At 43.8% G+C, this 26,975-nt stretch carries 29 protein-coding genes; 17 read left to right on the top strand and 12 right to left on the bottom strand.

The features are described 5' to 3' along the window. The first annotated feature begins 66 nt into the window (after positions 1-66). Positions 67-1,572, top strand: coding sequence for a trehalase family glycosidase (locus tag GLO7428_RS09090; RefSeq protein WP_015188270.1), 1,506 nt, complete (start codon positions 67-69; stop codon positions 1,570-1,572). Between the two features lie 151 nt (positions 1,573-1,723). Here the strand turns inward: GLO7428_RS09090 and folB are convergent, their stop codons facing one another. Then, a complete protein-coding gene (folB, locus tag GLO7428_RS09085) occupies positions 1,724-2,080 on the bottom strand; it encodes a dihydroneopterin aldolase (RefSeq protein WP_015188269.1) in 357 nt (118 codons plus the stop codon). Positions 2,081-2,223: 143 nt separating this feature from the next. Here folB and menD point away from each other — a divergent pair, with 143 nt between their 5' ends. Then, a complete protein-coding gene (gene menD / locus GLO7428_RS09080) occupies positions 2,224-4,008 on the top strand; it encodes a 2-succinyl-5-enolpyruvyl-6-hydroxy-3-cyclohexene-1-carboxylic-acid synthase (protein WP_041918572.1) in 1,785 nt (594 codons plus the stop codon). 11 nt (positions 4,009-4,019) lie between these two features. On the opposite strand, the gene GLO7428_RS09075 is transcribed toward menD, so the two are convergent. Beyond that, the gene (locus GLO7428_RS09075) at positions 4,020-4,448 is read right to left on the bottom strand and encodes a putative toxin-antitoxin system toxin component, PIN family (protein WP_015188267.1); all 429 of its coding nucleotides are present in this window, start codon (positions 4,446-4,448) and stop codon (positions 4,020-4,022) included. Further along, complete coding sequence (locus GLO7428_RS09070; RefSeq protein WP_015188266.1) at positions 4,445-4,711, bottom strand: hypothetical protein; 267 nt, start codon at positions 4,709-4,711, stop codon at positions 4,445-4,447. Before GLO7428_RS09070 ends, GLO7428_RS09075 begins: the two co-directional genes overlap by 4 nt. Positions 4,712-5,570: 859 nt before the next feature. Here GLO7428_RS09070 and menB point away from each other — a divergent pair. Further along, positions 5,571-6,401 (top strand): 1,4-dihydroxy-2-naphthoyl-CoA synthase, encoded by an 831-nt coding sequence (gene menB / locus GLO7428_RS09060; protein WP_015188264.1) that lies wholly within the window; start codon positions 5,571-5,573, stop codon positions 6,399-6,401. Here the strand turns inward: menB and GLO7428_RS09055 are convergent. Further along, positions 6,398-6,700: a hypothetical protein gene (locus tag GLO7428_RS09055; RefSeq protein WP_015188263.1), complete on the bottom strand. Its 303-nt coding sequence runs from the start codon at positions 6,698-6,700 to the stop codon at positions 6,398-6,400. The genes menB and GLO7428_RS09055 overlap by 4 nt on opposite strands. 404 nt (positions 6,701-7,104) lie before the next feature. Next, positions 7,105-7,653 (bottom strand): DciA family protein, encoded by a 549-nt coding sequence (locus tag GLO7428_RS09050; protein ID WP_015188262.1) that lies wholly within the window; start codon positions 7,651-7,653, stop codon positions 7,105-7,107. Between the two features lie 144 nt (positions 7,654-7,797). Here GLO7428_RS09050 and GLO7428_RS09045 point away from each other — a divergent pair, with 144 nt between their 5' ends. From GLO7428_RS09045 to GLO7428_RS09030, 4 genes are all read left to right on the top strand, one after another. Then, positions 7,798-8,523 (top strand): PspA/IM30 family protein, encoded by a 726-nt coding sequence (locus GLO7428_RS09045; protein ID WP_015188261.1) that lies wholly within the window; start codon positions 7,798-7,800, stop codon positions 8,521-8,523. Between the two features lie 164 nt (positions 8,524-8,687). Continuing rightward, entirely contained in the window at positions 8,688-9,461 is a 774-nt protein-coding gene (locus GLO7428_RS09040) for a PspA/IM30 family protein (RefSeq protein WP_015188260.1), read from the top strand. Between the two features lie 188 nt (positions 9,462-9,649). Beyond that, positions 9,650-9,976, top strand: coding sequence for a thioredoxin (trxA, locus tag GLO7428_RS09035; protein ID WP_015188259.1), 327 nt, complete (start codon positions 9,650-9,652; stop codon positions 9,974-9,976). Positions 9,977-10,041: 65 nt separating this feature from the next. Further along, positions 10,042-11,229: an LL-diaminopimelate aminotransferase gene (locus GLO7428_RS09030; protein WP_015188258.1), complete on the top strand. Its 1,188-nt coding sequence runs from the start codon at positions 10,042-10,044 to the stop codon at positions 11,227-11,229. Between the two features lies 1 nt (position 11,230). Here the strand turns inward: GLO7428_RS09030 and GLO7428_RS09025 are convergent, their stop codons facing one another. Then, positions 11,231-12,202, bottom strand: a complete 972-nt coding sequence (locus GLO7428_RS09025; RefSeq protein WP_015188257.1) for a metal ABC transporter substrate-binding protein — start codon at positions 12,200-12,202, stop codon at positions 11,231-11,233. 190 nt (positions 12,203-12,392) lie between these two features. On the opposite strand from GLO7428_RS09025, the gene GLO7428_RS09020 reads away from it, so the two are divergent. Then, complete coding sequence (locus GLO7428_RS09020; protein WP_015188256.1) at positions 12,393-13,133, top strand: metal ABC transporter ATP-binding protein; 741 nt, start codon at positions 12,393-12,395, stop codon at positions 13,131-13,133. 182 nt (positions 13,134-13,315) lie between these two features. Further along, complete coding sequence (locus tag GLO7428_RS09015) at positions 13,316-14,212, top strand: metal ABC transporter permease (protein WP_015188255.1); 897 nt, start codon at positions 13,316-13,318, stop codon at positions 14,210-14,212. A gap of 34 nt (positions 14,213-14,246) precedes the next feature. Here GLO7428_RS09015 and GLO7428_RS09010 read toward each other — a convergent pair whose 3' ends face one another. Then, the gene (locus GLO7428_RS09010) at positions 14,247-14,837 is read right to left on the bottom strand and encodes a tetratricopeptide repeat protein (RefSeq protein ID WP_015188254.1); all 591 of its coding nucleotides are present in this window, start codon (positions 14,835-14,837) and stop codon (positions 14,247-14,249) included. Between the two features lie 160 nt (positions 14,838-14,997). Between GLO7428_RS09010 and GLO7428_RS09005 the strand changes: the two genes are divergently transcribed. Continuing rightward, positions 14,998-15,459 carry a peroxiredoxin gene (locus tag GLO7428_RS09005; RefSeq protein ID WP_015188253.1) on the top strand — a complete coding sequence of 154 codons (462 nt, stop codon included), beginning with the start codon at positions 14,998-15,000 and terminating at the stop codon, positions 15,457-15,459. Positions 15,460-15,545: 86 nt separating this feature from the next. On the opposite strand, the gene hpf is transcribed toward GLO7428_RS09005, so the two are convergent. Then, on the bottom strand, positions 15,546-16,181 hold the full coding sequence (hpf, locus tag GLO7428_RS09000; RefSeq protein WP_015188252.1) for a ribosome hibernation-promoting factor, HPF/YfiA family: 636 nt from the start codon (positions 16,179-16,181) through the stop codon (positions 15,546-15,548). Between the two features lie 532 nt (positions 16,182-16,713). On the opposite strand from hpf, the gene lipB reads away from it, so the two are divergent. Next, entirely contained in the window at positions 16,714-17,475 is a 762-nt protein-coding gene (gene lipB, locus GLO7428_RS08995) for a lipoyl(octanoyl) transferase LipB (protein WP_015188251.1), read from the top strand. Here lipB and GLO7428_RS08990 read toward each other — a convergent pair. Continuing rightward, positions 17,440-18,207 (bottom strand): amino acid ABC transporter ATP-binding protein, encoded by a 768-nt coding sequence (locus GLO7428_RS08990; RefSeq protein WP_015188250.1) that lies wholly within the window; start codon positions 18,205-18,207, stop codon positions 17,440-17,442. The genes lipB and GLO7428_RS08990 overlap by 36 nt on opposite strands. A 149-nt stretch (positions 18,208-18,356) precedes the next feature. Between GLO7428_RS08990 and GLO7428_RS08985 the strand changes: the two genes are divergently transcribed. The 5 genes from GLO7428_RS08985 (at position 18,357) to GLO7428_RS08965 (ending at position 24,420) form a co-directional block, all read left to right on the top strand. Beyond that, entirely contained in the window at positions 18,357-19,892 is a 1,536-nt protein-coding gene (locus tag GLO7428_RS08985; protein ID WP_015188249.1) for an ABC transporter permease subunit, read from the top strand. Between the two features lie 127 nt (positions 19,893-20,019). Then, entirely contained in the window at positions 20,020-20,925 is a 906-nt protein-coding gene (locus GLO7428_RS08980) for a helix-turn-helix domain-containing protein (RefSeq protein WP_015188248.1), read from the top strand. 175 nt (positions 20,926-21,100) lie between these two features. After that, the gene (locus GLO7428_RS08975; RefSeq protein ID WP_015188247.1) at positions 21,101-22,612 is read left to right on the top strand and encodes an aldehyde dehydrogenase; all 1,512 of its coding nucleotides are present in this window, start codon (positions 21,101-21,103) and stop codon (positions 22,610-22,612) included. Positions 22,613-22,876: 264 nt separating this feature from the next. Next, positions 22,877-23,758 (top strand): SDR family oxidoreductase, encoded by an 882-nt coding sequence (locus tag GLO7428_RS08970; protein WP_015188246.1) that lies wholly within the window; start codon positions 22,877-22,879, stop codon positions 23,756-23,758. Between the two features lie 2 nt (positions 23,759-23,760). Further along, positions 23,761-24,420 (top strand): cysteine hydrolase, encoded by a 660-nt coding sequence (locus GLO7428_RS08965; protein WP_015188245.1) that lies wholly within the window; start codon positions 23,761-23,763, stop codon positions 24,418-24,420. 20 nt (positions 24,421-24,440) lie between these two features. Here GLO7428_RS08965 and GLO7428_RS08960 read toward each other — a convergent pair whose 3' ends face one another. Together GLO7428_RS08960 and GLO7428_RS08955 are read right to left on the bottom strand one after the other, a co-directional pair. Then, a complete protein-coding gene (locus tag GLO7428_RS08960; RefSeq protein ID WP_041918570.1) occupies positions 24,441-24,995 on the bottom strand; it encodes a thermonuclease family protein in 555 nt (184 codons plus the stop codon). Between the two features lie 148 nt (positions 24,996-25,143). Further along, positions 25,144-25,488: a hypothetical protein gene (locus GLO7428_RS08955; RefSeq protein ID WP_155823651.1), complete on the bottom strand. Its 345-nt coding sequence runs from the start codon at positions 25,486-25,488 to the stop codon at positions 25,144-25,146. 184 nt (positions 25,489-25,672) lie between these two features. Between GLO7428_RS08955 and GLO7428_RS08950 the strand changes: the two genes are divergently transcribed. Further along, positions 25,673-26,416 (top strand): hypothetical protein, encoded by a 744-nt coding sequence (locus tag GLO7428_RS08950; protein WP_015188242.1) that lies wholly within the window; start codon positions 25,673-25,675, stop codon positions 26,414-26,416. Here GLO7428_RS08950 and GLO7428_RS08945 read toward each other — a convergent pair. Then, entirely contained in the window at positions 26,413-26,757 is a 345-nt protein-coding gene (locus GLO7428_RS08945) for a hypothetical protein (protein ID WP_015188241.1), read from the bottom strand. The genes GLO7428_RS08950 and GLO7428_RS08945 overlap by 4 nt on opposite strands. Between the last annotated feature and the right edge of the window lie 218 nt (positions 26,758-26,975).

Here is a 26,975-nt window from a genome sequence, read left to right as displayed (position 1 = left end):
CCCACCTACTTAGTAGCTAGAGTAATAATATCTCATTAATTTGTTCCTCTAGCTACTTCTATCGTGATGCAGCAATCTACTACACAATTTCCCTCGGCTGAACAACTTGCAGCCGTAAAAACATATATTAAACAAAGTTGGAAAACTTTATCGCGATCGCCTGCGGATATTTTAGCAGCAGCTTATGACCCAAAGCTGGAACGTAGTGAAGATTCTCCTTGGTTAGTTTACGTTTCTGCTAAAGAAGACCGCCTAAAAGTAGAACAATCCTTACAACAAATTCTCAGTCAAGCAGAATTTAATAAGTTAGAAGTTAGAACTTTACCCACAGATATTTCAGCAATTCAAGAACACGGATTACTTTACCTTCCAGGTTCCTACGTTGTTCCTGGAGGACGTTTTAATGAAATGTTTGGTTGGGATAGTTATTTTATTTTATTAGGGTTACTGCAAGACCGAGAATTAGAACTTGCCCAAAGCTTAGTCAATCAATTTGTCTACGAAATTGAGCATTATGGTACAATTTTAAATGCTAATCGTACGTATTTTTTAACGCGATCGCAACCGCCAGTACTAACGTTAATGGTACTAGCGTTGTTTGCCCATACACAAAACAAACAATGGTTACAATCGATACTTCCAGCCATTGAAAAGTATTATACTTTTTGGGCAACAGAGCCACATTTACATCCAGAAACAGGACTTTCACGCTTTTTTGACTCTGGCGAAGGACCTGCACCCGAAGTTATCAGCGATGAAAAAGATGACGCGGGAAGAACTCATTATGACCGAGTTTTAGCGTATTATACTACACGCGAACTTGATGGATTAGATGCGTATTACAATTCAACAAGCGGCTTCAGCGAATTATTTTATCAAGGCGATCGCTCAATGCGCGAATCAGGCTTTGATTGTTCGCATCGCTTCGGGTTATTTAATCTCGAAATTACGCAATATTTACCTGTGTGTTTAAACGTTTTGCTGTATCAAATGGAGCAAGACATCGCACAAATCTATCAAATTTTGGGTAAAGATTCAAGACTGTGGAGCGATCGCGCGACAAAACGCAGTCAAACGATCAATCAACTGATGTGGGACGAACAAGCAGGACTTTATTTTGATTACAACTTTGTCACGCATCAACGCAGTCAGTACGAATTTGTCACAACATTCTATCCTTTATGGGCTAGAATAGCTTCACCAAAACAAGCTGAAAAAGTCGTAAAAAACTTATCAAAATTTTTAGCGCCAGGTGGCTTACTTACTAGCACTCTCGTAACAGGAAATCAATGGGATGCGCCGTTTGGTTGGGCACCTTTACATCTCATTGCTGTACAAGGTTTAAGCCGTTATCATTATGTCGCGCAAGCGGAAGACATTGCCAAAAGATTTATCACGTTGGTTGTGCAAGAATTTGAAAAATACGGTGCAATCGTCGAAAAATACGATGTTGTCAAACGTTCGGCCAACGTTTCTGATGAAATTCTATTTGGCTATAGTTCTAACGAAATTGGTTTTGGTTGGACAAACGGAGTATTCTTAGAATTACTAAATTTTTTAGAAACTAAGTAGTTTTTAATCTCTATATTTCCTTGAATTTTGCCTATCAACCACTACAGCAGAGGTCAGGGGTGAAAATCAGTTAGGGTAATGGTTATTCGTACCTTCTAAGTGCTAAATGCTTTTCGCGTTCCCCATTACCATTTTGCCAGTTCGCATTCAGTTACTTGCTGCGTGTTATTTCAACAGTAATTTTGCCACCAAAATCAGGAATGGGGGCGGCGAGTTTTGTTAAGCGGACTTGGACTTGCTGCACGCGATCAGCTTTTAGAATAGATGTAGCGATCGCATCTACCAAGCGTTCGATCAACGCATACTTAGAGGTTTTGACCAAGTGCTGTACGTCATTAATCACGCTACGGTAGTCGAGAGTATCCGCAATTGCATCGCTCTTACCTGCTACGGATAAATCTAACCACAGCGTCAAGTCTACCTCAAACCATTGACCTAAAACTTGTTCTTCGGGCAAATAACCCGTGTAACCGTAGCAGCGAATTCCTGCTAAATGAAAACAGTCCATGAAAAGATATCTCCTGTGGGGATTTACGATAGATAGGTAAGAGGTGAGTAGCTAGTGGTTAGTGAATTAGGAATCGATGAGTTGTCCTCATTATCTCAACTTCCGCATTCTAAATAACTCTCGGCTGCAATTCTCATTTAAGTGTGGTTACTGTAGTGATTGATTGGCGAAATACAAATTCTGTTTGGGGTTCCATATTAGCAGAGACTTTTGGGCGGCTGGGGTTAAAAACTGCCGTGATTTGTCCAGGTTCGCGTTCTACACCACTCGCGATCGCCTTTGCCCAAACTCATGGAGTCGAAGCCATACCCATTTTAGACGAACGTTCCGCAGCGTTTTTCGCATTGGGAATTGCTCGTCAAACCGGACATCCTGTCGTACTCGTTTGCACGTCTGGAACCGCCGCCGCGAATTTCTACCCTGCAATCATCGAAGCGCGAGAAAGTCGAGTTCCTCTAATTGTCTTAACTGCCGATCGCCCCCCTGAATTACGCGATTGTCATTCAGGACAAACTATCGACCAAGTAAAGTTGTATGGCACATACGCCAGCTGGTACGCCGAATTAGCACTACCCTCGTTAGAAATTGAGATGCTAGCATACCTCCGCCAAACGCTGATTTATGCATGGGAGCGATCGCGCTATCCTGTTGCTGGAGTTGTGCATCTCAACATCCCGTTTCGCGATCCTCTAGCCCCTATTCCCGACACCGCCACCGAAATCCTACGATCGCAATTCAATCCACAAGACTTCTTCAACACCATCCAATTACCAATTAACGCCAGTTGCTACAATGGAGGACACCTCCGCAACGCACTGGCTCCCCATTACCCATTACCAATTCCCCATCCTAACGAGTGGAAACAAGGCGATCGCGGAATCATCATCGCCGGACTTGCGCAACCGCAACAACCACGCGAATATTGTGGTGCGATCGCCCAACTTGCTAAAACGCTCAAATTTCCCGTACTCGCTGAAGCACTTTCCCCAGTCAGAAACTACGCAGATCTCAATCCTTATCTCATTTCTACCTACGATCTCATTGTTCGTAATCCGCAATTAGCACAACAGCTACAACCAAAAATTGTGATTCAAATTGGAGAACTTCCTACAAGTAAAGATCTGCGTCAATGGTTAAGCGTGACGCAACCGCAGCGCTGGATTGTTGACCCTTGCGATCGTAATCTCGATCCACTGCACGGAAAAACGATTCATCTACGCACTACAGTCGAACAGCTAGCGCAAGCTATCGAACCGAAAGCACCAACTGCATATTTACAGTTATGGTGTGATGCGGAAGCTAAAGTAAGGTCAGAGTGCGATCGCACAATGGCAGAAATTGACCATTTATTTGAAGGTAAAGCCGCCTGGTTACTGTCGCAAGTTCTCCCACCAAAAACACCCCTATTCGTTGCCAATAGTATGCCTGTGCGCGACATGGAGTTTTTCTGGAAACCAAGTAATTCTAATATCCGTCCATTTTTCAATCGTGGTGCAAATGGTATTGATGGCACATTGTCAACTGCTTTAGGAGTAGCATATCGCAATCAAAGTAGCGTGTTACTAACAGGCGATTTAGCTTTATTGCACGATACAAATGGTTTTTTAATTAATAATAAGTTTATTGGACATTTAACAATTGTTCTGATTAATAATAATGGCGGTGGAATTTTTGAAATGTTACCTATCTCCAAGTTTGAACCACCGTTTGAAGAGTTTTTTGCCACCCCACAAAATATAGATTTTGCTCAACTATGTGCTACTTACAATGTAGAACACGAATTAATTCAATCTTGGGAACAATTGCAACAAAAATTAAATCCACTTCCTACAACAGGAATTAGAGTGTTGGAATTACAAACTGATAGAAAGGCTGATGCCAAATGGCGAAAAGATAATTTAGGGAAGCTGGCAACAGAACATTTATAATATGTGAGGTTTTACTCTCCATTTTTATCAACCACAATCCGTAGAAAATCTTGAGGTTTTAAAATTATAATTCCGGCGAACTCCTCAAGAATTAGTAAATCGCGATCGCCTGTAATAATAGCATATACATTACCTGCAAGTGCAGTCGCTAGAACAGATGTGTCATCGCGATCGCGTAATTGTGGAACATTTAAAGGCAAGATAGGAAATATTTCTACCAACTGTGTGACGAGCAACATTAAATCTTCTACAGTTACTCCAAGCAAACTTATACGCTGTTGAAGTTTAACATAACTCAATGTAATTTCTAGCTCCTGTAATAAAGCATCAGAAGCTACAATACTAATTTGCTGAGATTGCGCTAGTTTTAATATTTCACCTGGTACTCCTCCCCAGAGTAAGCCTGAAACCCAAATGTTGGTATCAAGGAGAACTTTCATGCACTCGAATTTGAAGCGCGAATATTGCGTACTATTTGACTAATTTCTTCTAGAGTAGGTTGATTAGGATCAGTACCAAGTTCTTTCACTTTTTCAAGTAAATTGTCTAGAGCAAGATTTTTTTGAACTTTTTTAAACAAAAAACCATCTTTTGTTTCCCACACTATATATTCATCACCAGGATGAAGATTTGCTTGAATCTCTGCTGGTATTTCTAGTTGTTTTTGTTCTGTAACACTAACAATAATAGCCTTACGCATCATACGTCCCTATATTTATTAGCAAAATAAGCGATCGCATTTTTATCAAAAAAGTTACAACACCTTCTAGCGTAGCTGTATCTGAACAATATTAAATACTGTTGTAAATAATATCCGACTGCTCATATCCAGCAAAGAATTGCTCTGCTGTTAGCTTAGACCAATCTGCTTGTGAAGAATCTGTTTGTTCGTTAACCAGAATAATAACCTTCACTTCTTGATTACTTGGCAAGATTTCTAGCAGCCAGTCAGGAATTTTGATTCCCTCAGACGTAACTTTGGCACTCGATTCGTATGCTTTCAGGCTGTACTCCTATACTACTGGTATAAACGCAGGGTTTTGAAATTCAAATCGCTAGGTGCAAGATATATGGTTACTGGGGATGATTATCAATGCAAGCATACTTCCCAATAATACCGTTTATTGTTCCAGGAGTAGCATATACCGTTGTCTACATCTATTTTTTTGTAGCTTGTAGCGCTGCTTCTGCTGTTTGAAAAGATCTTATCCTTATGTTAAGAGCGCATAGTTTCGGCATTCGGGTCACTAGGTGCAAGATATGATTGAAGTGATTTCTGAGGCGATCGCCTCATCAGCCAGTCATTAGCTAGCCTATATAGTTTTTACATTCACCGAAAAAATGAGCGATCGCTTCTTTGTCTGTACATGTTACAGCAACGAATCTAACTTAACAACTGAAGCAAGTGCGGAGTTTGGAGCATAATTAGCTGCGCCTTACTTCTATTGTCACAATGGCATAGTAATTACCTGAACCTTGCTTTTGTGGAATATTTCAGCTATCGACCATAATTGTAAACACTGAGTTAAAATTCTCAAACTGGAAGCGCGATCGCACACTTTATGCAAAACTGGCAAACGGCTAAAACCTACGAAGATATCCTTTATCACAAAACTGACGGTATCGCCAAAATTACCATCAATCGTCCGCACAAGCGCAATGCGTTTCGTCCCAAAACTGTGTTTGAACTTTACGATGCTTTTGTCGATGCGCGTGAAGATACGACTATTGGTGTTGTTTTATTTACCGGTGCAGGACCGCATACGGATGGGAAATATGCGTTTTGTGCAGGGGGCGATCAAAGTGTCAGAGGAACTGCCGGATATGTCGATGATGAGGGCGTTCCTCGGTTAAATGTATTAGATTTACAACGTTTAATTCGCTCGATGCCGAAAGTCGTCATTGCGCTTGTCGCTGGGTATGCGATCGGTGGCGGACACGTACTGCATCTGATTTGTGACTTAACGATCGCAGCAGATAATGCGATTTTTGGTCAAACAGGTCCCAAAGTTGGTAGCTTTGATGGTGGATTTGGTGCAAGTTACCTCGCCCGTATCGTTGGGCAAAAAAAAGCGAGAGAGATTTGGTTTCTCTGTCGCCAATACACCGCAGCCCAAGCACTAGAAATGGGTTTAGTTAATTGCGTTGTCCCCGTAGAACAATTAGAAGCCGAAGGAATTCAATGGGCAAACGAAATTTTAGAAAAAAGTCCGATCGCAATTCGCTGTCTCAAAGCAGCATTTAATGCTGATTGTGATGGTCAAGCTGGTTTACAAGAACTTGCCGGAAATGCAACTCTACTCTACTACATGACCGAGGAAGGAGCCGAAGGAAAACAGGCTTTTTTGGAAAAACGCAAACCTGATTTTCGTCAATACCCTTGGCTACCTTAAGAAGGGGTGAGGGGCGTGGGATGAGGGGTGAGGGAAAGAGAATGCCGACTTGGTTCTAGCAAAGTAGCGTTTGATTCAGAAAACACTGGAGATGGTGTAGGCACTCGTGCTGGCTCATCTGGCACAATCATAACTTTCTTGACCCACGACGGGGCAAAAGCTGGAAGTGATAATTCACAAGCTTTCCAACTTCCTTGAACTGGTACTCCCAACAATTGACAACACCCGCCGCGCCGTCCTTCTGGTTGATAATAACGGCAGTAGCGACAGGCAGAAGTTGGAAAGTTTACATTTTTCATAGGAATGCTGTGTAGCAATTGTCCATCGATTCTTATTGTGCCGCTTTGTCAAAAATCCTTAAAGCCAGCATAATGATTAATTGGTATAGCTTTCAGCTATTTTTAAAAAACAGAAAGTTCATGTTTTCTTTATAATCTTGTTATATTGCGATACAAAAGTAAGAGTGAAAGTTATAGCTTTTGACTAAAACAAACAAGGGATCAGCAAGAAACAAAATAAAATCTTTTATAAACTGAGTGCGATTTTCTTAAAAATCAGTATAAATATGGATGGCTTTAGACAAATATCGTGAGGTAGAATGTGCTATTCAGCAAGTACAACATTGACATTATCAGGATTAGTTGTTAGGGCGCACGTGTTCAACTTATCAACGATTACGAATAAATAAAATGGCGATCGCCATCTACCATTTTTTAGCAGCACAAAACGAGCAAACTTCCCAGCGCTGTAGTTCTCCTGGGGGTGTAGGAGATTGACATTGCGGACAAAGGGGTAGCCCGTGCGATCGCGATCGCGTTGTATTCTGCCAGTGTTGAAACGCCGCACGCGGATTTTCTGGCACAGCGCGGAGGTGATTTTTACGCGTCGCCGCTGTGACAATATAGCTAGGATGATCGTTTTTTATTGGTGTATTGTCTTGGTTAATCGTTGGCGATCGCTGCCATCCTGCTGTAGAGAAGCGAATATCAACTAAGAGATTATTTGGTGGTAAATAAGGGTTGAGTTTCGTTAAGATGCGCTGGCGTTCAAAAGTAAGATTTTGCGCCCAAGCCGCGCTCGATGTTGCCACCCACAAAATATTACGTTGAATCGAAAGCGGGCGCGTATGCGCCGCCACCGCAGCACCAACAACATCAGCCCAACACTTAACGACACGTGGCAACGGTTGCTCGTGCAAAGCGTTCTGCTCAATAAAAGCACCCACAAGTTGCTCAAGCGATTTGAAAGACATTTTTGACAGGTGCTCAGAAGGGGAGGTTAGCGACAGAAAAGGTACGATACCATGATTTTAATACTCCGACTAAGATGTTACCAATTGGTGCGTTGCGGTCGGAACGGGCAAGGTGCAGCTTTTGTAACCAAATGGAGAGCCATCATGGGATTGATTGACCGCATCGGGCGGGTATTTAGATCGAATGTCAATTCTTTAGTCAGTAATGCGGAAGATCCAGAAAAGATTTTAGAGCAGACAGTCGCACAGATGCAGGATGAACTCGTGCAACTCAGGCAAGCGGTAGCAAGTGCGATCGCCACACAAAAACGTACCGAACGTCAAGCACAACAAGCGCAATTTACCGCCGAAGAATGGTATCGCCGCGCGCAACTAGCACTACAACAAGGAAATGATACCTTAGCCCGCGAAGCCCTAACAAAACGCAAGTCTTACCAAGAAACCGCCAGCGCCATGCAATCGCAGATCGAGCAACAAAATGCGATCGTCAGTCGCATGAAAAAGGATATGCAGACGCTAGAAAGCAAAATATCCGAAGCCAAATCGAAAAAAGATATGTTTATTGCACGGGCGCGATCGGCAGAAGCAACCGCAAGACTCAATGAAATGCTTGGTGGGGTTAATACGAGTCAATCCTTAGGTGCTTTTGAACGCATGGAAGAACGCGTGATGCAACTCGAAGCGCAATCAGAATTAATCGCCGACATGGGAACCGACGATCTACAAAAACAATTTGACTCGCTAGCAGCGGGCGATGATATTGATGCCGAACTCGCACGCATGAAAGCACAGCTACCTGGTACGCCAAACTCGCCGCAATTACCTGGAATTTCTACCACTCAAGATAGAAATATCGAACGTAGGGAATAACATTATTAGATAAATTTGAGTGAAAGTAAGGATAACTAAAGACTGGTAATTGGTCATTGGTCATTGGGAATTGAAACCATTATCCATTACCGATTACCTAACATAGAAGAGAAAGGCACGTTATATCCTCAACATAGTTTTATACACCTTAAGAGAACAAAGTTATGGGATTATTTGATCGAATCAGTCGGGTCGTCAAAGCTAACCTCAACGACATGGTGAGCAAAGCCGAAGACCCAGAAAAAATGCTCGAACAGTCGCTGCTGGAAATGCAGGAAGACTTAGTGCAACTGCGTCAGAGTGTCGCACAAGCGATCGCCGCGCAACGACGCACCGAGCAACAGTATAACCAATCGCAAAACGAAGCGAACAAGTGGCAGCGTAACGCTCAACTCGCACTGCAAAAGGGCGACGAAAACTTAGCCCGCCAAGCACTCGAACGCAAGAAAACGTATGCTGAAACCGCAAATGCCTTGCGTGGTAGCCTCGATCAACAAACAAGCCAAATTGACACGCTCAAGCGCAACCTAATTGCCCTAGAAAGCAAAATCTCCGAAGCTAAAACGAAGAAAGATATGCTCAAGGCGCGGATCACCGCTGCGAAAGCCCAAGAGCAACTTCAAGGTGCAGTTGGCAGAATGGGAACGAGCAGTGCCATGGCAGCGTTTGAGCGCATGGAAGAAAAAGTGATGCTGCAAGAAGCGCGCGCGCAATCGGCAGCCGAGCTAGCAACTGACAACCTCGAAAGTCAATTTGCCGCGTTAGAAGCCGGAAGTGATGTTGACGACGAACTCGCCGCGCTCAAAGCGCAAATGTCGCTGCCAGGAGGCGCACCGCAACAAGCATCGCTCCCACCCTCAGAGCAATCACCAACACCCAAATCCGAGCCAGTTGATGCTGAATTAGAGCAACTGAAAAAACAGCTAGACCAATTGTAAAGGTCATTATTAACTTGATGCGATGCAAGCCTTGATCAGTACCTAAGAGCGCCAGGTCAAATCAGGGCTTAGCTCTTTTCAAAACAAAACACGCAAATTTTTTCCTAATAGCGTTTGTAGAGCGACAAAACAAGTCAAAATACTGAAGGGTCAGTCATTTTGTCCAATCTTGTTTGAACAATAACCCCATGAGCAGCGTTACTGTAATATCAGATAAAGAATTTGAAACTGAAGTTTTGCAAGCAGACAAACCAGTATTAGTCTATTTTTGGGCTTCCTGGTGTGGTCCTTGTCGTTTAATGTCACCAACAATTGACTGGGCAGCAACAACATATAGCGATCGCCTAAAAGTTGTCAAAATGGAAGTAGACCCCAACCCTGAAACTGTCAAGCAGTATCAAGTCGAAGGTGTACCCGCGCTGCGGCTCATTCAAAATCAGCAAGTGCTAGAAGCTACCGAAGGCGTGATTCCAAAACAAAAATTGATTGAGATCCTAGATACCCATTTCCACTAGGGATATTAAGCTGCGGAAATGACGAATTAGTACTACTAGCTACTAGCCACTCATCACTAAAAACCATGGAGTTTGCCAAGCGTTTAGAATATCTCCAAGCGAATGTCTTTGCAGATATGGACCAAGCAAAGGCACGAGCGATCGCCGCAGGAAAAGACTTGATTGACTTATCGCTCGGATCGTCAGATCTTCCAGCCGCACCCCATGTACTTGATGCGATCGCCCAATCTTTACCAGATCGCAGCACGCATGGCTATTTGCTGTTTCACGGTACGCGGGCGTTTCGAGAAGCCGCAGCAAGTTGGTATACAAGCAAGTTTGGCATTTCTGTCGATCCCGAAACCGAAGTTTTACCGCTCATTGGTTCGCAAGAAGGAACAGCGCATTTACCACTTGCGGTATTAAATCCTGGCGATTTTGCTTTATTACTCGATCCTGGCTATCCTTCACACGCGGGTGGCGTCTATTTAGCAAGTGGTCAAATTTACCCGATGCCATTACGCGAAGAAAATGGCTTTTTGCCTGTGTTTGCAGATATTCCCGCGCCCGTACTCGCGCAGTCGCGGATGATGGTACTGAGTTATCCGCATAATCCGACAAGTGCGATCGCGCCTTTGGCATTCTTTCAAGAGGCGGTGGCGTTTTGTCAACAACACAATCTTGTGTTAGTTCACGACTTTCCGTATGTCGATCTTGTCTTTACACAAGGAAGCCAAAATTCCCAATTGCTTGCGCCTTCTATTCTCCAAGCCGATCCAGAAAAGTCCGTATCGATTGAGTTTTTCACGCTCTCGAAGTCGTACAATATGGGCGGGTTCCGCGTGGGGTATGCGATCGGTAATGCGAAGTTGATTCGGGCATTACGTCAAGTCAAAGCGGCGGTAGATTTTAACCAATATCGCGGAATTTTAAACGGTGCGATCGCCGCGCTTACTGGTTCGCAAGCACAAGTGTCAACAGTTGTCAAGACTTTTCGGCAACGCCGCGATGCATTTATTGATGCGTTACACCGCATCAACTGGCAAGTTCCTACACCTGATGCGACGATGTACATCTGGGCAAAATTACCCGAAACTTGGAACGATTCGATTCAATTTTGTACCGAACTCGTCGAAACGACAGGCGTTGCGGCTTCGCCTGGTGCGGGTTTTGGTAAGTTTGGTGAGGGTTATGTGCGGTTTGCGTTGGTTCATGACCCAGCTATCTTAGAAACTGCGGTTGAGCGCATCGCGACGTTTTTACATTCGCGTTAATTTAACTTTGAGGAAACGGCGTGTAATTTCCTCCCAGTGCTTCTACAATTGTGCGCGTATTGGCGACAATCATATTGATGTAAGAATCGGCATCGCTTCCTGGAGAACCAATTGAATCAGAGTATAAAGGTCGCGTCGCTAGATCAACTTTGGCTTCTGCGGCGACGGTTTGAATCAACGCTGGATTAATCGTTGTTTCCGCAAAAATTGTCGGTACGTTTGCTGCTCGAATCGCATCGGATAATTGGCGTACCGTCTGGGCGCTGGGTTGTTCTTCGGTACTAATACCGATTAAAGTTCCAAAAATTTCTAACCCATAAGCGTTAGCGTAGTATTGAAACGCATCGTGGGTTGTCACCAGTCGGCGATTTTCTGGGGGAATCGTTTGAATTTGTTCGCGCACCCAAGTATCAAGTTGCTGTAATTGTGCGGTATATTGCGCCGCGTTTTGCGTAAAAGTTTCGCGATCGCTTGGCGATAACTCGATAAACGCATCGCGAATCGCATTCACCATTGCGATCGCATTTTTCACATCGCCCCAAACGTGCGGATCGGGTACTGTTGTTCCTTGTTCTTCTAACTGTAGCGGTGGTACGACTTCCCCCACGGCGAGTTTGCGCGCATTGACTCCCGCCGCATTCATCAATTTGATCAACGCTGGCTCTAAGTTATAACCGTTGTAGAGAATTAAATCGGCTTTTTCAAACGCGATACTATCGCGCGGTACAGGTTCGTACACGTGGGGATCGTCCCCTGGTTGCAAAATGCCTGTTAGTTGAATTTGCTCTTTTCCTACTTCAGCAGCCCAGTCGGTAATGATTGTGCTCGTAGCAACAACGTTTGGCTGATCGTTAACTTCTAAATCAGCCTGATTGGTAATCGCTGCACCACACGCACTGAGCAATAAGCCTAGCAAGAATCCAACGATGATTGCTCTATATTTTCTGCCTTGCGACCGAGTCCTCACTTTCATGAAATTGATACATTAGTTTTCATATTCTTTTCATTTTTCATCCTATACTTTTTTCATAATCTTTTCATTTTTATCTTTCATCGCGTTCATATAGTGATTTCTAACTACGCCGCCATCGAGCAAGATTATGACGATTCTTCCCTTTCCTCATAGCGCCAATTCCAGTCCACATGTGCAAAAGGACACTCGAATGCCAGACGATGCAGCAATTACTGTCAGCCATTTAGGAGTACAGTATCGTGATATTGAAGCGCTGCATGATGTCAATTTTGAGATTTATCCTGGAAGAATCACGGGAATTATCGGTCCAAATGGCGCGGGTAAGAGTACCTTAATCAAGGCGATGTTAGGGCTGATATCCGCAAGCGGTACAGTTTCATATCAAGGAAAGCCGCTGAAGTCGCAGTTAGATAAAGTCGCTTATGTTCCGCAGCGTTCAGCGATTGATTGGAGTTATCCGGCTACGGTGTGGGATGTCGTTCTTATGGGGCGAGTCCGTAAAGCTGGATGGTTTCGTCGTTTTTCGCACGTTAGTCGTCAAGTCGCAGCGGCGGCGTTGGAACGTGTAGGGATGAGTGAATACCGCGATCGCTCGATTGGGCAACTTTCTGGCGGACAACAGCAACGCGTATTTCTCGCCCGCGCTTTGGCAGAAGAAGCCGATGTCTTTTGTTTTGACGAACCGTTAGCAGGTATTGACAAAAAAACCGAAGCCGTCATTTTTGAAATCTTTCACGAATTAGCCGCAGCTGGCAAAACTGTGATAGTTGTTAACCACGATTTGGGCGAAGCAATTACTAATTTTGACGACCTCATTTTATTGAATAAAGAAGTTATTGCGAGTGGTTCGCGTCAGATTGTATTGCAACCAGAAAATATGAGCCGTGCTTATCGGGGTCAAGTTGTATTTTTCAATGGGGAAGCAGCATAATTTAAAAGCTATTAGCTGAATTGGTAATTGGTAATTGGTAGTTGGTAATTGGCATAAAATTAGTAATAGTGCTAATTGACCTTATACTTGAACATATTGCATTGGAAGTAAAGGTTAGGCTCTTAACACTCAATAATCATAACTCTCAATTATCCTAACCCCTGACCTCTGACCCCTACTGTATGCTAGAAGCTATTATTGAACCGTTGCAGTACAGTTTTATGCAGCGATCGCTCGTGATTGCTGTTTTAGTTGGCGTGATTTGTGCGATTGTCGGTAGCTATTTGATGGTACAACGCTTGGCGCTACTCGGAGATGCGATTAGCCATTCAGTATTACCAGGACTCGCGATCGCATTTATTGTCGGTGCAGACATTTTTATCGGTGCTTTTATTGCGGGTGTTGTGAGTACATTGACTATTGCCTTGATTCGCACGCGATCGCCGATTAAAGAAGATGCTGCAATGGGAATTGTTTTTTCGGCTTTTTTTGCCTTAGGAATTACGTTAATTACTGTTGTACAAAAAACGAATAAAATCGACCTCAACCATTTTTTATTTGGCAATATTTTGGGCGTGACTTCTCAAGATGTTTGGAATACAGCCATTATTTCTTTATTTGTAATTGCCGTTGTTTTCTTATTGTATAAAGAACTACTATTTTACACTTTTGACCCAGTAGGCGCGCAAGCCGCTGGATTACCTGTCAATCTTTTAAATTTTGGCTTGATGGTATTGATTGCGCTAACAATCGTTGCCAGTCTAACTGCGGTTGGTGTCATTTTAGTTTTAGCGCTACTGATTACCCCAGGCGCTACCGCATATTTGCTCGTAAAGCGCCTCAATCAAATGATGATTTTAGGGGCAATTATTGGTATTCTTGCCAGTATTACAGGGATGTATCTTAGTTACTTCTATAATTTACCTTCGGGGCCTGCAATCGTCTTAGTCGCCTCAGGCTTTTTTACGCTAGCGCTATTGTTTAGCCCAAGACAAGGCATCCTAACTTATCCGCAGTCAAATGCACAGGAATGGGCTTTTTGGAAAGAGATTAAAAATTTACTGCGATCGCGTTCTTAATAGTAATTTAAACTCTCGCCTCTGCTAAAATTGCCTAATTTGCCGGTAATGATATCTGATTGAGAATCACGCCGACTTCTTGTATACCTGCGGAATTGTTTTGCATCGCGTAAAGTTCTCTGGCTTTTTGTAGCGACGCCACCGCTTGCGAAATTTTGCCTTGACTCCAAAACGCAACGCCTAAGTTTTGTCGCGAAACCGGATCGTTGGGATTAATCTGAATCGCCCGATTGAAAGCCGCGATCGCTTCAGCGAATTTACCTTGGCTACCAAGTGCAATTCCCAAATTGTTGTAAGTTTCAAAATTCCTCGGATTAATTTCAATCGCCCGATTGAATGCGGCGATCGCCTCAGCAAACTTGTTTTGATTACCTAGCGCTAACCCAAGGTTGTTGTGCGCGTTTTCATATTCTGGATAAATCGATATAGCCCGATTAAACGCGGCGATCGCTTCAGCTAACCTTCCTTGTTCGGCTAATTCCACTCCCTGATTGTTGTGAACTTCCGCTTGTTGTATTTCACTATGCACCGCTGATACAACAGGTACTTCTCGTGACAAACTTGGTTGAGTCAGAAGAACACTTGCAAATCCCGCTACGATTATTCCAGTACAACGCTTTTTCATAAACAACTCCGCTTGGAGATACAGATGACTGTTGGTATGAAACGAGCTTTTTTATTCTTCTAGCTTAACTGGTTTGATCGTCGTTGCTTCTTATAACAAGTTCTCCTTGGTGGTGCGATCGCGTTAAGATAACAAAAGTTCACATTTGAGGGTGCTATCTATGGCAGTTAAAGTTGGAGATACCGCTCCTGATTTTACGCTTCCTTCGCAAACAGGTACATCGGTTAAACTAAGCGATCTTCGTGGCAAATCAGTTGTTTTGTTCTTTTACCCCAAAGATGACACCCCAGGATGCACAAAAGAATCATGTGCTTTTCGCGATCAGTACGAAGTTTTTCAAAATGCTGGTGCAGAAGTGATTGGCGTTAGCGCCGACTCTCCTGAATCACATCAACGCTTTGCGGCTAAATATCAATTACCTTTTACACTTTTAAGCGATACTGGCAATCAAGTTAGAAAGTTATACGGAGTTCCCGCCACGCTTGGTTTATTACCAGGAAGAGTGACTTATGTCATCGATCCACAAGGAGTTGTCCAGCACATTTTTAACTCCCAGTTTAACTTTCAAGGTCATGTAGACGAATCTTTGAAGACTTTGCAACAGATAGAGGCGAGGAGTTAGTTTCTCGTAAAGGTTTTGAAATTGAATAACTTCTTAACTCCTCTGCACCCTCTGCTTTCCTGCGCTAATATTGTTGCAAGCGATCGCTAATGATGTGCTTTCTCCGCTGGTGATGTACTTTCAGCGTTACCGTTTTTGGTGTTGCCATTACTATTACGCGGTTGAATGACGCCATAACCACCATGATTGCGTTCGTAGATGACGTTAATTTCTCCAGTTTCGGCGTTGCGGAACATATAAAAGTCGTGATCGACTAATTGTAACTGTTCCAACGCTTCGGTGATTGTCATTGGTGGCATGGCAAAGTATTTTGTTCTGACAACTTCTTCGGGAAGTTCGGGAGTGCGATCGCCAATGAGATCTTCGACTACAGGTGCTGGTTCGACTGCGATACTTGTTTTTTCTGGAACTTGTGTTTTCTTATCGTGGCGCTTCTCTTTATATTTCCGGAGTTTCCGCGCAATTTTATCCGCTACCATGTCGATACTAGCGTATAAGTTCTCACTACTCTCCTCGGCACGAATCACACTTCCGTTGGCGTAAATCGTCACTTCTGCGGCTTGCCTATCATTGATTCGCGGATTGCGTGCGACTGATAAATGCACATCCACTTCATTCGTTAAATTTTGAAAGTGATTTACTGCCTTTTCAATTTTCTGATGTACATATTCGCGAATTCCATCAGTAATTTCAATGTTTTTGCCGTGGATGACTAGCTTCATATTCAATTCTCCGGCTGACGTACTGTCTAAAATGAAATAAAATGCGAGGAAAATAACTACTTTTTGTGACAACAAATTGCAGCTTGAATCACTCAGTATTAAAGCGCAAGTTTTACTTTTTTAGTCTTCAAGTATAAACTCAAAATTCGTTGCTACTTCTACCACACTTTTGACTACATAGGACAACTAAATCTTATCGTTGTGACGAGAATGATATCCTTTCTGTAAGGATTTGCTTGCTTTGTTACCTTGTACATAAAACATCTATATTAGGAGGTTTTCTATTATGCATTAACTTCCGCTATAGATGTCAATGGCTGCATATCATTTCCCGACTTTAGCAGGCGTGGTTTTCTAAGAAGCTGTTTCCTCCATGTCCATTTGAGGTTATATATTTACCTTAACACTTTGTATTCTACCCAACATAGCACTTTGAGACTCTCTTTAAGAACCTTTGCAACTTTTGACATTTCTTGATTTCATAATTTGAAAATGAAATGAACTGTGTTGATCGTTATGCTGAAATTCTGCTATGTTGCTTGAGAAAAAGTTATTATTTTATACTTCCGTTGTGAGTCAAAGTCGCCAATGTTTGCTATACAAACCAGGAACCGTACCCTATAAAACAGCGTGGGAATGGCAGCGATCGCTTTTGCAACAGCGGATAGAAGATTTTTCGCTCGCAGATGTTTTAATTTTGCTCGAACACCCGCCAGTGTATACTTTAGGACAAGGTGCTGACCCCAATTTTATTAACTTTGATATTGACAAAAGTATCTATGATGTGCATCGCGTCGAACGCGGCGGCGAAGTGACGTATCATTGTCCTGGTCAACTCGTTGGCTACCCGATTTTAAATCTGCAATATTATTGCAAAGACTTGCATTGGTATCTGCGCCAGTTAGAAGAAGTATTAATTCGCGTTTTAGCCGTTTACGGATTGCACGGAGAACGTTTTCCAGGGTTAACAGGCGTTTGGCTAGAAGGTTACAAAGTTGCAGCGATCGGAATTAAAGCAAGTCGCTGGGTGACAATGCATGGCTTTGCGTTAAATATATGTCCTGATATGACAGGCTTTGAACGCATTGTTCCTTGTGGGATTGCCGATAAACCTGTTGGCAGTCTGGCACAATGGATTCCTGATATTACTGTAGAACAAGTCATCCCGCACGTTACTGAAGCTTTCGCCACAGTATTCGATGTCAATATTGTAAAAGAAGTAAATCATTTACAAATTCCAGCCACTAGCCACGAGCAACTAATCACTCCTCACCCCTTCATTCAACCGACTTAAAAACGCCCGCAAGCGATCGCTTTTTGGATGCGTTAACACTTCTCGCGCCACGCCTTGTTCTTCAACTTGACCTTGATTTAAAAACATAACTCGACTTGCAACTTCTCGTGCGAACTGCATTTCATGAGTAACAACAACCATTGTCATTCCATCCGCAGCTAGTTGTTGCATTACCTGCAAAACCTCAGAGACAAGTTCAGGATCTAACGCGCTTGTGGGTTCGTCAAATAAAATCACCTGCGGATTCATACATAAACTTCGCGCGATCGCCACGCGTTGCTTTTGTCCGCCAGAAAGTTGTTCGGGGTAGGCGCTGGCTTTATCAAATAACCCAACTTTTTCTAAGTAAAATCCAGCAAGTTGCGCGCTTTCTTTGGCTGATTTACCTAAGACTTTCCGCTGCGCGATGGTAAGATTCTCTAATACACTCAAGTGTGGAAACAAATTAAATTGCTGAAAGACCATTCCCACTTGCGATCGCAATTGTCGTAGTTGGCGATAATTTAACTTGGGCTTAGATAAATCCATCCCGTTGACAACTAACCGTCCACCATCAATTGCTTCGAGGCGATTAAAGCAACGCAATAGCGTACTTTTACCGCAACCTGATGAACCAATAATTGCCACAACCTCACCACGATGGATTTCACCGCTGATTCCGCGCAGTACCCGCAGCGAACCAAAGTTTTTTTCGATATTTTCAAACGTAATTGCAGCGGTGGAGTTGACCATATCCCTGTCTCACAAGGCGAAGTTTTGTAGAAATTATTTCAGATGCACCACAGTTGATTGTAATCTTGTCTACATCCGAGTCAACTAACTTAGGATTGAATTTAGATTGACATCTACTCAAGGCGCAGAGAATACCGAGGAGAAAGACAATGATGGCGGGATTGGCGAAGCACTGGCTGCGTCTGAGTGTGGTGGTGGGCTTATGTTGTTTACTCTTATTTGCAGGTTGTCAAAATAATTCTGATTCTCCTGCTGCTGGTAGAACCCTCACCGTTGCTGTTGAAGGAACATATCCGCCATTTGAGTTTCAGTCGCCCGATGGCGAGTTGCAAGGCTTTGATGTTGACTTGATGAATGCGATCGCCCAAGAGGAAGGCTTTACAATTCAATATCAAAATTTGCCATTTGCTGGAATGATTCCTGCATTACAGGCGCGAACCATTGATGCGGCAATTGCAGCAATGACGATTACCGAAGAACGTGCCAAAACCGTTTCTTTCTCGCGTCCTTACTTCAAATCAGGACTGGCGATCGCAACTAGTGCAAACAATCAAGATATTACCAGTTTTGAGTCCCTCCAAAATCGACGCATTGCGGTTCAAATCGGTACAACTGGGGCGCTAGAAGCCGCAAAAGTTCCTGGTGCGCAAGTTCGCAGCTTTGATGACGCGCCGACAACTTTACGCGAATTACTCAATGGCAATGTTGATGCAGTACTCCACGATCAACCTGTCATTTTATACGCGATTCAAACAGGTAACGTCCAAGGAGTTCGAGTTGTTGGCGATCTCCTGACGGAAGAATATTTTGGCATTCCTACCCCGAAAGGTTCGCCAAATTTAGCCTTAATCAATCAAGGATTAACAACTCTACTCGAAAACGGCACGTATAACCAAATTTATCAAAAATGGTTTGGTGTAGAACCTCCCCCCTTACCTGAAAGACTACCGTTCCAAGAAGAAACCGCCACAGGTGGCGCACCGTTTATCGTCACCGCAGTTAACGTCATTGTTCGCGCATTACCTTCTTTACTTCGTGGTGCTTTAATTACACTGCAACTGACGGCGTTTTCTGTTGTTTTAGGCATGATCGCGGGTTCATTAATTGGAATTATCCGACTTTCTAAAATTTTGCCAATTCGTTGGGCTGCTAGAGCATATATCGATTTCTTTCGCGGTACGCCTTTACTCGTACAAATTTTTATGATTTACTTTGGCATACCTGCGATCGCCCAAGAACTCGGTTTTACTTTCAATCTCAATCGTCTCGCCGCCGCTGTACTTGCCTTAAGTCTCAATAGTGCAGCATACATCGCAGAAATTGTTCGTGGTGGAATTCAATCGATTGAAGCTGGACAATCAGAAGCTTCGCAATCTTTGGGGATGAGTTCGGTGCAAACGATGCGTTATATTATCTTTCCTCAAGCTTTCCGCCGGATGTTACCTGCTTTAGGAAATGAGTTTATTAGTTTGCTGAAAGATACCAGTTTGGTTGCGGTAATCGGGTTTGAAGAACTGTTCCGCGAAGGTCAACTCATTGTCGCTGAAAATTATCGCTCGTTTGAAATTTATGCCACCGTTGCTGTAATTTATCTCTGCCTCACTTTATTATCTTCACAAGCTTTCAGCTACTTTGAGCGCTGGATGAATCCTGCTGCGCGATCGCGTCGCAAAGTTCGTGCCTAATATCGTTTTGCCTGAGAGTTATCGCATATTATTCAGTGAGAGTGCTAAGAAGATAGAAGACAATCCTAACTTTCAATTACTTTGCGTTTTCATTCAAAATTTATGACACGAGTCAAGAGTAAGCGCAATGTCGTCAGAAGCACAACCCTTGATTGTTGACTTTACTCAAGAAGATAATGTTTTACAGATTTTACCCCGCCCGCCGCTGCGATCGAGTGAAAACTTGGGGTGGAATGGTATTTATGTCCAACAACATTATCAACCTGCTTGGGAAACGCCTGAATATGCTCACATTAGGCATATGCTTTTAATTCACAGCCCTGATTTAATTGTTCAAGCAGAACGATGGTTTGACGGGCGTAGACAGCAAGAGCAATTTGGGAGTGGAAATAATATTGCGATTGTTCCCGCAACAGTTCAGCACCAAGCAAACTGGAATCAGGAAAGCCCCTTTTCTTTGGTATTTATTGAACCGCATTATTTAAATCAAATCGCTCGTGAATCAGTAACAATTGAGCGTATTGAACTGATTCCGCAATATGCAATGCACGATCCATTTGTTGCTCAACTGGGGCGATCGCTGAGCGCAGAACTCGAATCTAGCCATGTCGGTAGTCGATTATTTGCAGACTCGTTAGCGATCGCGCTTTCGATTCACCTAATAAGACATTACTCAAACTGGCAGCAGCCGTTACGCGAGGATAACGGAGGATTGCCGCAGCGCAAACTACAGCAAGCACTAACATACATCCACGAACACTTGACACAAGATTTATCTGTTACTGCGATCGCGGATCAGCTAGAGATGAGCCAATACTATTTCTCTCGCTTATTTAAGCAATCAATTGGTGTATCGCCATACCAGTATGTGATGCAGCAGCGAATTGAGCAAGCCAAGAACTTATTGCGAACAACTTCGCTTTCAGTTGCGGCGATCGCCGCGCGAGTAGGTTTTTCCAATTCCAATCAACTCGCAATTCAATTTCGCAAGTTCACAAACACAACGCCCAGCAACTACCGCCGACAACTTTGATGACAAGTCTGCGCGTGAGTGCAAGATTTCGATAAATTTCGCAAGAATTGACGATCAATCTTGATTTTTTCTTGCGGAAATTCAGATGAGAACGAATTGTTGCTAAGTTTCACTCATGCTTTTAGCAGATGCCGACGAAAGTATGTGAATCTATCGAGCCTCAAAAGGAATTACCATGACTGCAACCGCAAATCAGTCAATTGCCATTCCGAATCCGCCGATCAAACAAGCCAAACTCTACATTAATGGACAATGGCGATCGGCATCCGATGGCAAAACTCGCCCCACAATTAGCCCGATTACAGAAGCTGCGATCGCAGACATTCCCCAAGCTTCAGCACAAGACGTAGAGGATGCAATTCTAGCAGCCCGTCGTGCCTTTGATGATGGACCTTGGGCAAAAATGACTGGGCACGAGCGACAGCAAATCCTCACTCGTGCTTCCCAAATCATGGAGCAATACGCCGATGATTTGGCACTTTGTGAGACGCTTGATATGGGTAAAGCAATTCACTTTGCCAAGACGATCGATGCTCGTTTAATTGCTGATTTATTCCGCTACTACGCGGGCATGGCTCCCGAAATCGATGGCGCAACTCGTCCAGTTTCTCCTCCACCAGATTGCACTTTGAAGCACGTCACAATCGTGCGAGAACCGTTAGGAGTCGTTGCCGCAATCACGCCGTTTAATTTCCCACTTCTGCTTGCCGGAACAAAAATCGCCGCTGCGCTTGCCGCAGGTAACACGGTGATTCATAAACCTGCAAGTGCCACGCCTTTGTCTGCGATCAAACTGGCAGAAATCTTTGCAGAAGCTGGGCTTCCCGCTGGCGTATACAACATGATTACAGGTTCGGGTAGTCAAGTCGGCGATCAATTGGTAAAACATCCTGCAATCAACAAGATTAGCTTCACAGGCTCAACAGAAGTCGGGATTGGCATTATTCGCAATAGTGCAGACACACTGAAAAAAACCACAATGGAGCTTGGCGGTAAATCTGCCAACATCGTGTTTGCGGATGCAGATTTAGAAAGCGCGATCGCCAATGCTTTCTTTGGCATTTTCTACAACAAAGGTGAGATTTGTACGGCAGGATCGCGCTTGTTGCTAGAGCGATCGATTCACGATGTAGTCGTAGATGGATTAATTAAGTACGTTAGTCAAATTAAAATGGGCAATCCACTCGATCCAGATGTACTTTTTGGTCCGTTAGCCGATGCCGGACAACTCAAGAAAGTGATGCAATATGTAGAGTATGGTAAACAGGATGGCGCTACCTTAAAGTATGGCGGTGAGCGCTTCTACCCCGATGGCAGCAATGGCAAAGGATATTACTTTCAGCCTACTATCTTTACGAACGCTACCAATGAGATGCGAATTGCTCAAGAGGAAATCTTTGGTCCGGTACTGACTGTGATTCCGTTTGATACTGAGGAAGAAGCGATCCGCATCGCGAATAGCACAACCTACGGATTAGCTGCTGCGGTGCATACTCGTGACATTAAAAAAGCCTTGCGAGTGGCGAACGCAATGCAAGCAGGAACTTGCTGGATCAATTGCTATAACGTCTATGACGTTTCCGTTCCATTCGGAGGCTACAAATCATCAGGATTTGGGCGTGAATGTGGCAAAGAAGTCATGGAAAACTATACCCACACGAAATCAATCTGGATCGATTTGAGCTAATGAGACGGATGATATCAAGGAAGAGAAAGCAATGGCATTAGCCATCACTTGATAACGCTCAACGTGAGGTACTCGGTTTTGGTTTCCAAGAGTTCATTGAATAAGGAAATGCGATCGCGCTGCTGACTTTCATGACTTGTGTAATTCTGCCACGCATGACAAAGTTATTTGCATCATATTCCAAACCAAAGTGTAGTTTGATGACCGTTGCGAATCTTGGAACTGCGACTATGTAAGCGATCGAGAACAGGAGGCTTAACTATTATGACGATTCTTGTCACTGGCGCAACTGGAAACATTGGTGGAGAAGTGATTCATCATCTTCTGCACAAAAACGCCACAATTAGAGGATTGGTACGCGATCGCCAAAAAGCAACCAAACTACAATCTCAAGGCGTTGAACTTGCCCAAGGTGATTTTTCACAACCCGACAGTTTAGATGCGGCTTTGCAAGGAATTGAAACTGCCTTTCTTGTGATGCCCAACGATCCGCGCCAGGTTGAATTAGAGTGCAATTTTATTGATTCAGCAAAACGCGCCGGAGTTCGTCATATTGTGAAACTATCGGTATTACGTTCCGGCGAACTTCCTAGCGCATTTCAGCAATGGCATCGCCAAATTGAAGAACATCTAGAAAAATCAGGCATGAGTTGGACTCATCTTCGTCCAAATATGCTCATGCAGAATATGCGTTGGTTTACTTCCGCGATCGCTCAACAAGGTGCGTTCTATCACTCGGTAGGAGACACAAAAATCTCCCATGTCGATGCACGCGACGTAGCCGCCGTAGCCGCTGTTTGTTTGAGTGAATCCGGACATGAAAATCAAGCTTATGATTTGACGGGATCTGAAGCGGTTTCCTTTGCTCAAGTTGCCGATTATTTTACAGAAGCCCTCAACAAACCCGTGCAATACATTAATGTTGCGCCTGCTGATTTGAAAGCTGCACGACTCGCAAATGGGGAACCAGAATGGTATCTCGATGCAGAAGCTCAGTTATTTGAGTGTTGGCAAGCAGGGGCAGGATCAGCAGTGACTAGCACGATCGCAGACCTTTTGCATGACTCCCCCACATCGTTTGCAGCATTCGTTCAAGATTACGTCCAGTCTCACGCGCAAGACTTTTTAACAACTGTAGGAGCTTAATGATGCAATCTGCGTTTGGACTTTCTATTCCGATGACCTTAGAGGATGTTTGCCATCCTCAGAAAATGGCGCTTCTAGTCTACGATATGCAAGTTGGAATCGCGCAACAGCTATTTAATGCCGTCGAATTTATTCAGCAGGTAAAGCAGGTTGTTGATGTCGCTAGATCTCACCAAATGCGAGTTTTCTTCTCGCGTCATACAACGTTGCCAAAAGAGATCGCCGGTGTTTCGCAACTCAAGGGAGCAATGGCACTCCAGCGCGTGACAACGGTTGCAGAAGTTCAGCCCAATTTTTTACCTGATTCTGCTGCTCATGCTGTGGTTCCAGATTTAGCACCGCTACCGTCAGAAGTCGCGTTTGACAAGCTAACAATGTCAGCATTTGTTGGCTCGTATCTGGATCTGGCGCTGCGGGATGCTCGAATTGAAGCGATCGCGATCGTCGGAGCCGTTCTCGAATTCGGCATTGAGCCTACGGTGCGTCATGCCGCAGATTTAGGATATGTCCCAGTGTTGATTAGCGATGCCTGTTATTCATTCTCAGAGCAGAATCGCACAACTTCTCTTGCAGCCCTTCAATCTACCAGTTTAATCGCTGATATTAATACATTCCATACCACGTTAGATCGAGTGCATCAAAATGAGGCGGATGCCATTTAGCGCAACAATTTCTACTTCTTTTATTTTCGGCTCCGGTACTGCCAAGGCTCGACAAAACGCGCATCACTCCATACACCTGTGCGTTGACTTTTAGCTTTAGCTTCCGCTTGTTCAACAGCAGTAGCACTCGGACAATTTTTAAGATAAGGACGGTAAACGAGTGCGAGTCCTTCACGCGCCAAAACTTCTTGAATCAAAGTTCCATCAGCAAGACGCACTTCACCAATTTGGCGACCATAGCGATCGCTATCCGTAATCTTTAAAGCAACGCGATCGCCACCTTGATCGATCAGTTGCTGAACGCGCTGTTGCGCTTTCATTCCCCAGTTAAACTGATTACGCGCAATCTTATTTTTCGTGTATTTTTCTTGATTAGAATGCGGTATTTCTGGAGCATCAACACAGGCGAAGCGGACGTGAATTTTAGCTCCTTTGGTATCAGTCACCGTAATCGTATCGCCATCGCTGACTTTTAGTACCGTATATTGTGCGTGTGGAATCAGATGCCACGCACTTAATCCTAATAAAAGAATAATCGCGCAGATAAAAAGAAGCGATCGCACAGGTAGTTTCACAACCTCAAACCCAAATTGCTACCCGTGCGATATTAACAAATAAGAGGGGCATTGATAGTGACTTGTGGGAGAGTAGGAGTGTAAAAGTGTTGTAGAGACTGAGAGATTTATTTAATTGCTATTTTTCCCTCATACTCTACTACCCTGCTTACTTCCGGCTACCAACTAACTCGCGTTCTTCTACTACTTGCTCAACCGCCGAAGTATCAACCATTTCTATTGCTTCGTATTCAGCGCGATCGATAACAGCATCAGATTGACGCGAACGGCGCGACCAATAAACGCCACCAACTGCGAGTAAACCTGAGAGTAGCGCGAATCCTGCTACATTGGAATTATTCGTTGTCGGGTTCATACTTGATGGTGACTGATTTGCAGAATTAGCCGAAAGCTTAGAGCTAAAAGGACACGCTTGAGCCGGACTAGAATTAACGAAAGTAGTCCCCGCGATCGCCGCAACCGAGATAAGAGTAATGAGGTGACTTGGTTTCATAATGTTCTGCGGTAAAAAGACAACTTCTGAATTAATCTTACGATGCGTAAGATTGTTCTTAATTTTGCACAACATTTAAAATACTGCCAAATATAATTTACTGATGTATCAGATATTGCCACCCTAATCAGAAATTAGCGATTAGGATCAATGATGTAACCTCCTCATACAGCATAAGTAGATCATGAACTTTCTCACACACGTTCTACACTTAGCTGGTTCAAGTGCTGCATCGTATGTAGCAGCGCGGCAAATTCGCGATCCCTTAACGCGTCCTAATGTATTAGCTGGGTTCCAACTTGCAGAATCAGGTTCAGTTCCATTTTTAGAAGCACTGAGTAAACGCGCAGCAGCAGAAGGCGATGCTTGGCTTGCAGAAAAACTAACGAAACACGCCGACGACGAAACAAGACACGGGCATATTTTTGCTCATGCCTTAAAACAACTTGACAAACAAGTTATAGACTTCAAAAACCTTCCCAAACCGTCTGATGACAAGCCAAATGAGCGGCGCAGTCCTTTCTTTGCCGCTTACTTTGAGGGATATTCTCCTGAACAGCTTAAACCAGACAATATCGACTGGAAAGTTTTTATGCCTAGCACCTACATTTTAGAGCTAGACGCGAGCAAAGACTTTGCGCGGATGGCAAATGTGTTACCAGAAGATGACGCAACTGCGCGAAACCTCAAAAAAGGAATGCTGAGTATTGCCCAAGATGAAACAGGTCATGCCGCATACTTGTATGAAGCAATGACCCGTAGAATGTCAGTTGTTGAAGTACAACAACTCGTTGATGAATGGCGCACTCGTAAAGTTAATGCTTTACTTGCAATGGTTGGTGGTTTGCTACAACGCAGCGGACAAATGCCATCACTTGTACAAGATGCTGCACCCGCAGACGTGTCTGATGAACTAACTGCGGCTTAACTGTTAGGTGCAACTGGTGCAGTAAACTCGATGGTGCCTTCTGTAGGGTTAGACTGCTGACTTTGTGTCGGTGTTGATTGCTGAAACAAAGACGGTGGTGCAGCTTGACGGAAGGCACCACAATAATACATCGTCATCACAGCTTTGAAAGCCCAGTGATTGGGAGAAACGTCGCTAAAAGGTATAGGTAAGGTTTCTGCTTGGTTTTGAATGCAAGCATTTGCAACTGGGTTAGATATTGGTGCGGTTGGCGATTCGGTTGCTGGTGTTTGGGCTTTTACAGGAGCAACAAGGCTTGCGGTAGATAAGAATATTGTTGTTGCTAAAATTCGTAGGTTCATAGATGCTTTAATACGCTGCTTTCTTCTAGTCTAGTAAACCTCGTGTATGAATCGCAGATTGCCTGCAACTGAAGTTGCGGCTACATAGACAAAGTGTGCCTGCGCACACTAAAATTTCTGCGCTTTTGATTTCTGTTTGTCCCGCTTTTAAATCAATAAAATCTTTTTGTAAATTATCTAATTGCTGGTCAATGGTGATTTTCTTCACTAGAGTTTAA

This window comes from Gloeocapsa sp. PCC 7428 (genome assembly GCF_000317555.1).
Taxonomy (GTDB): domain Bacteria; phylum Cyanobacteriota; class Cyanobacteriia; order Cyanobacteriales; family Chroococcidiopsidaceae; genus Chroogloeocystis.
This window is presented reverse-complemented; position numbering and strand designations above follow the sequence as displayed.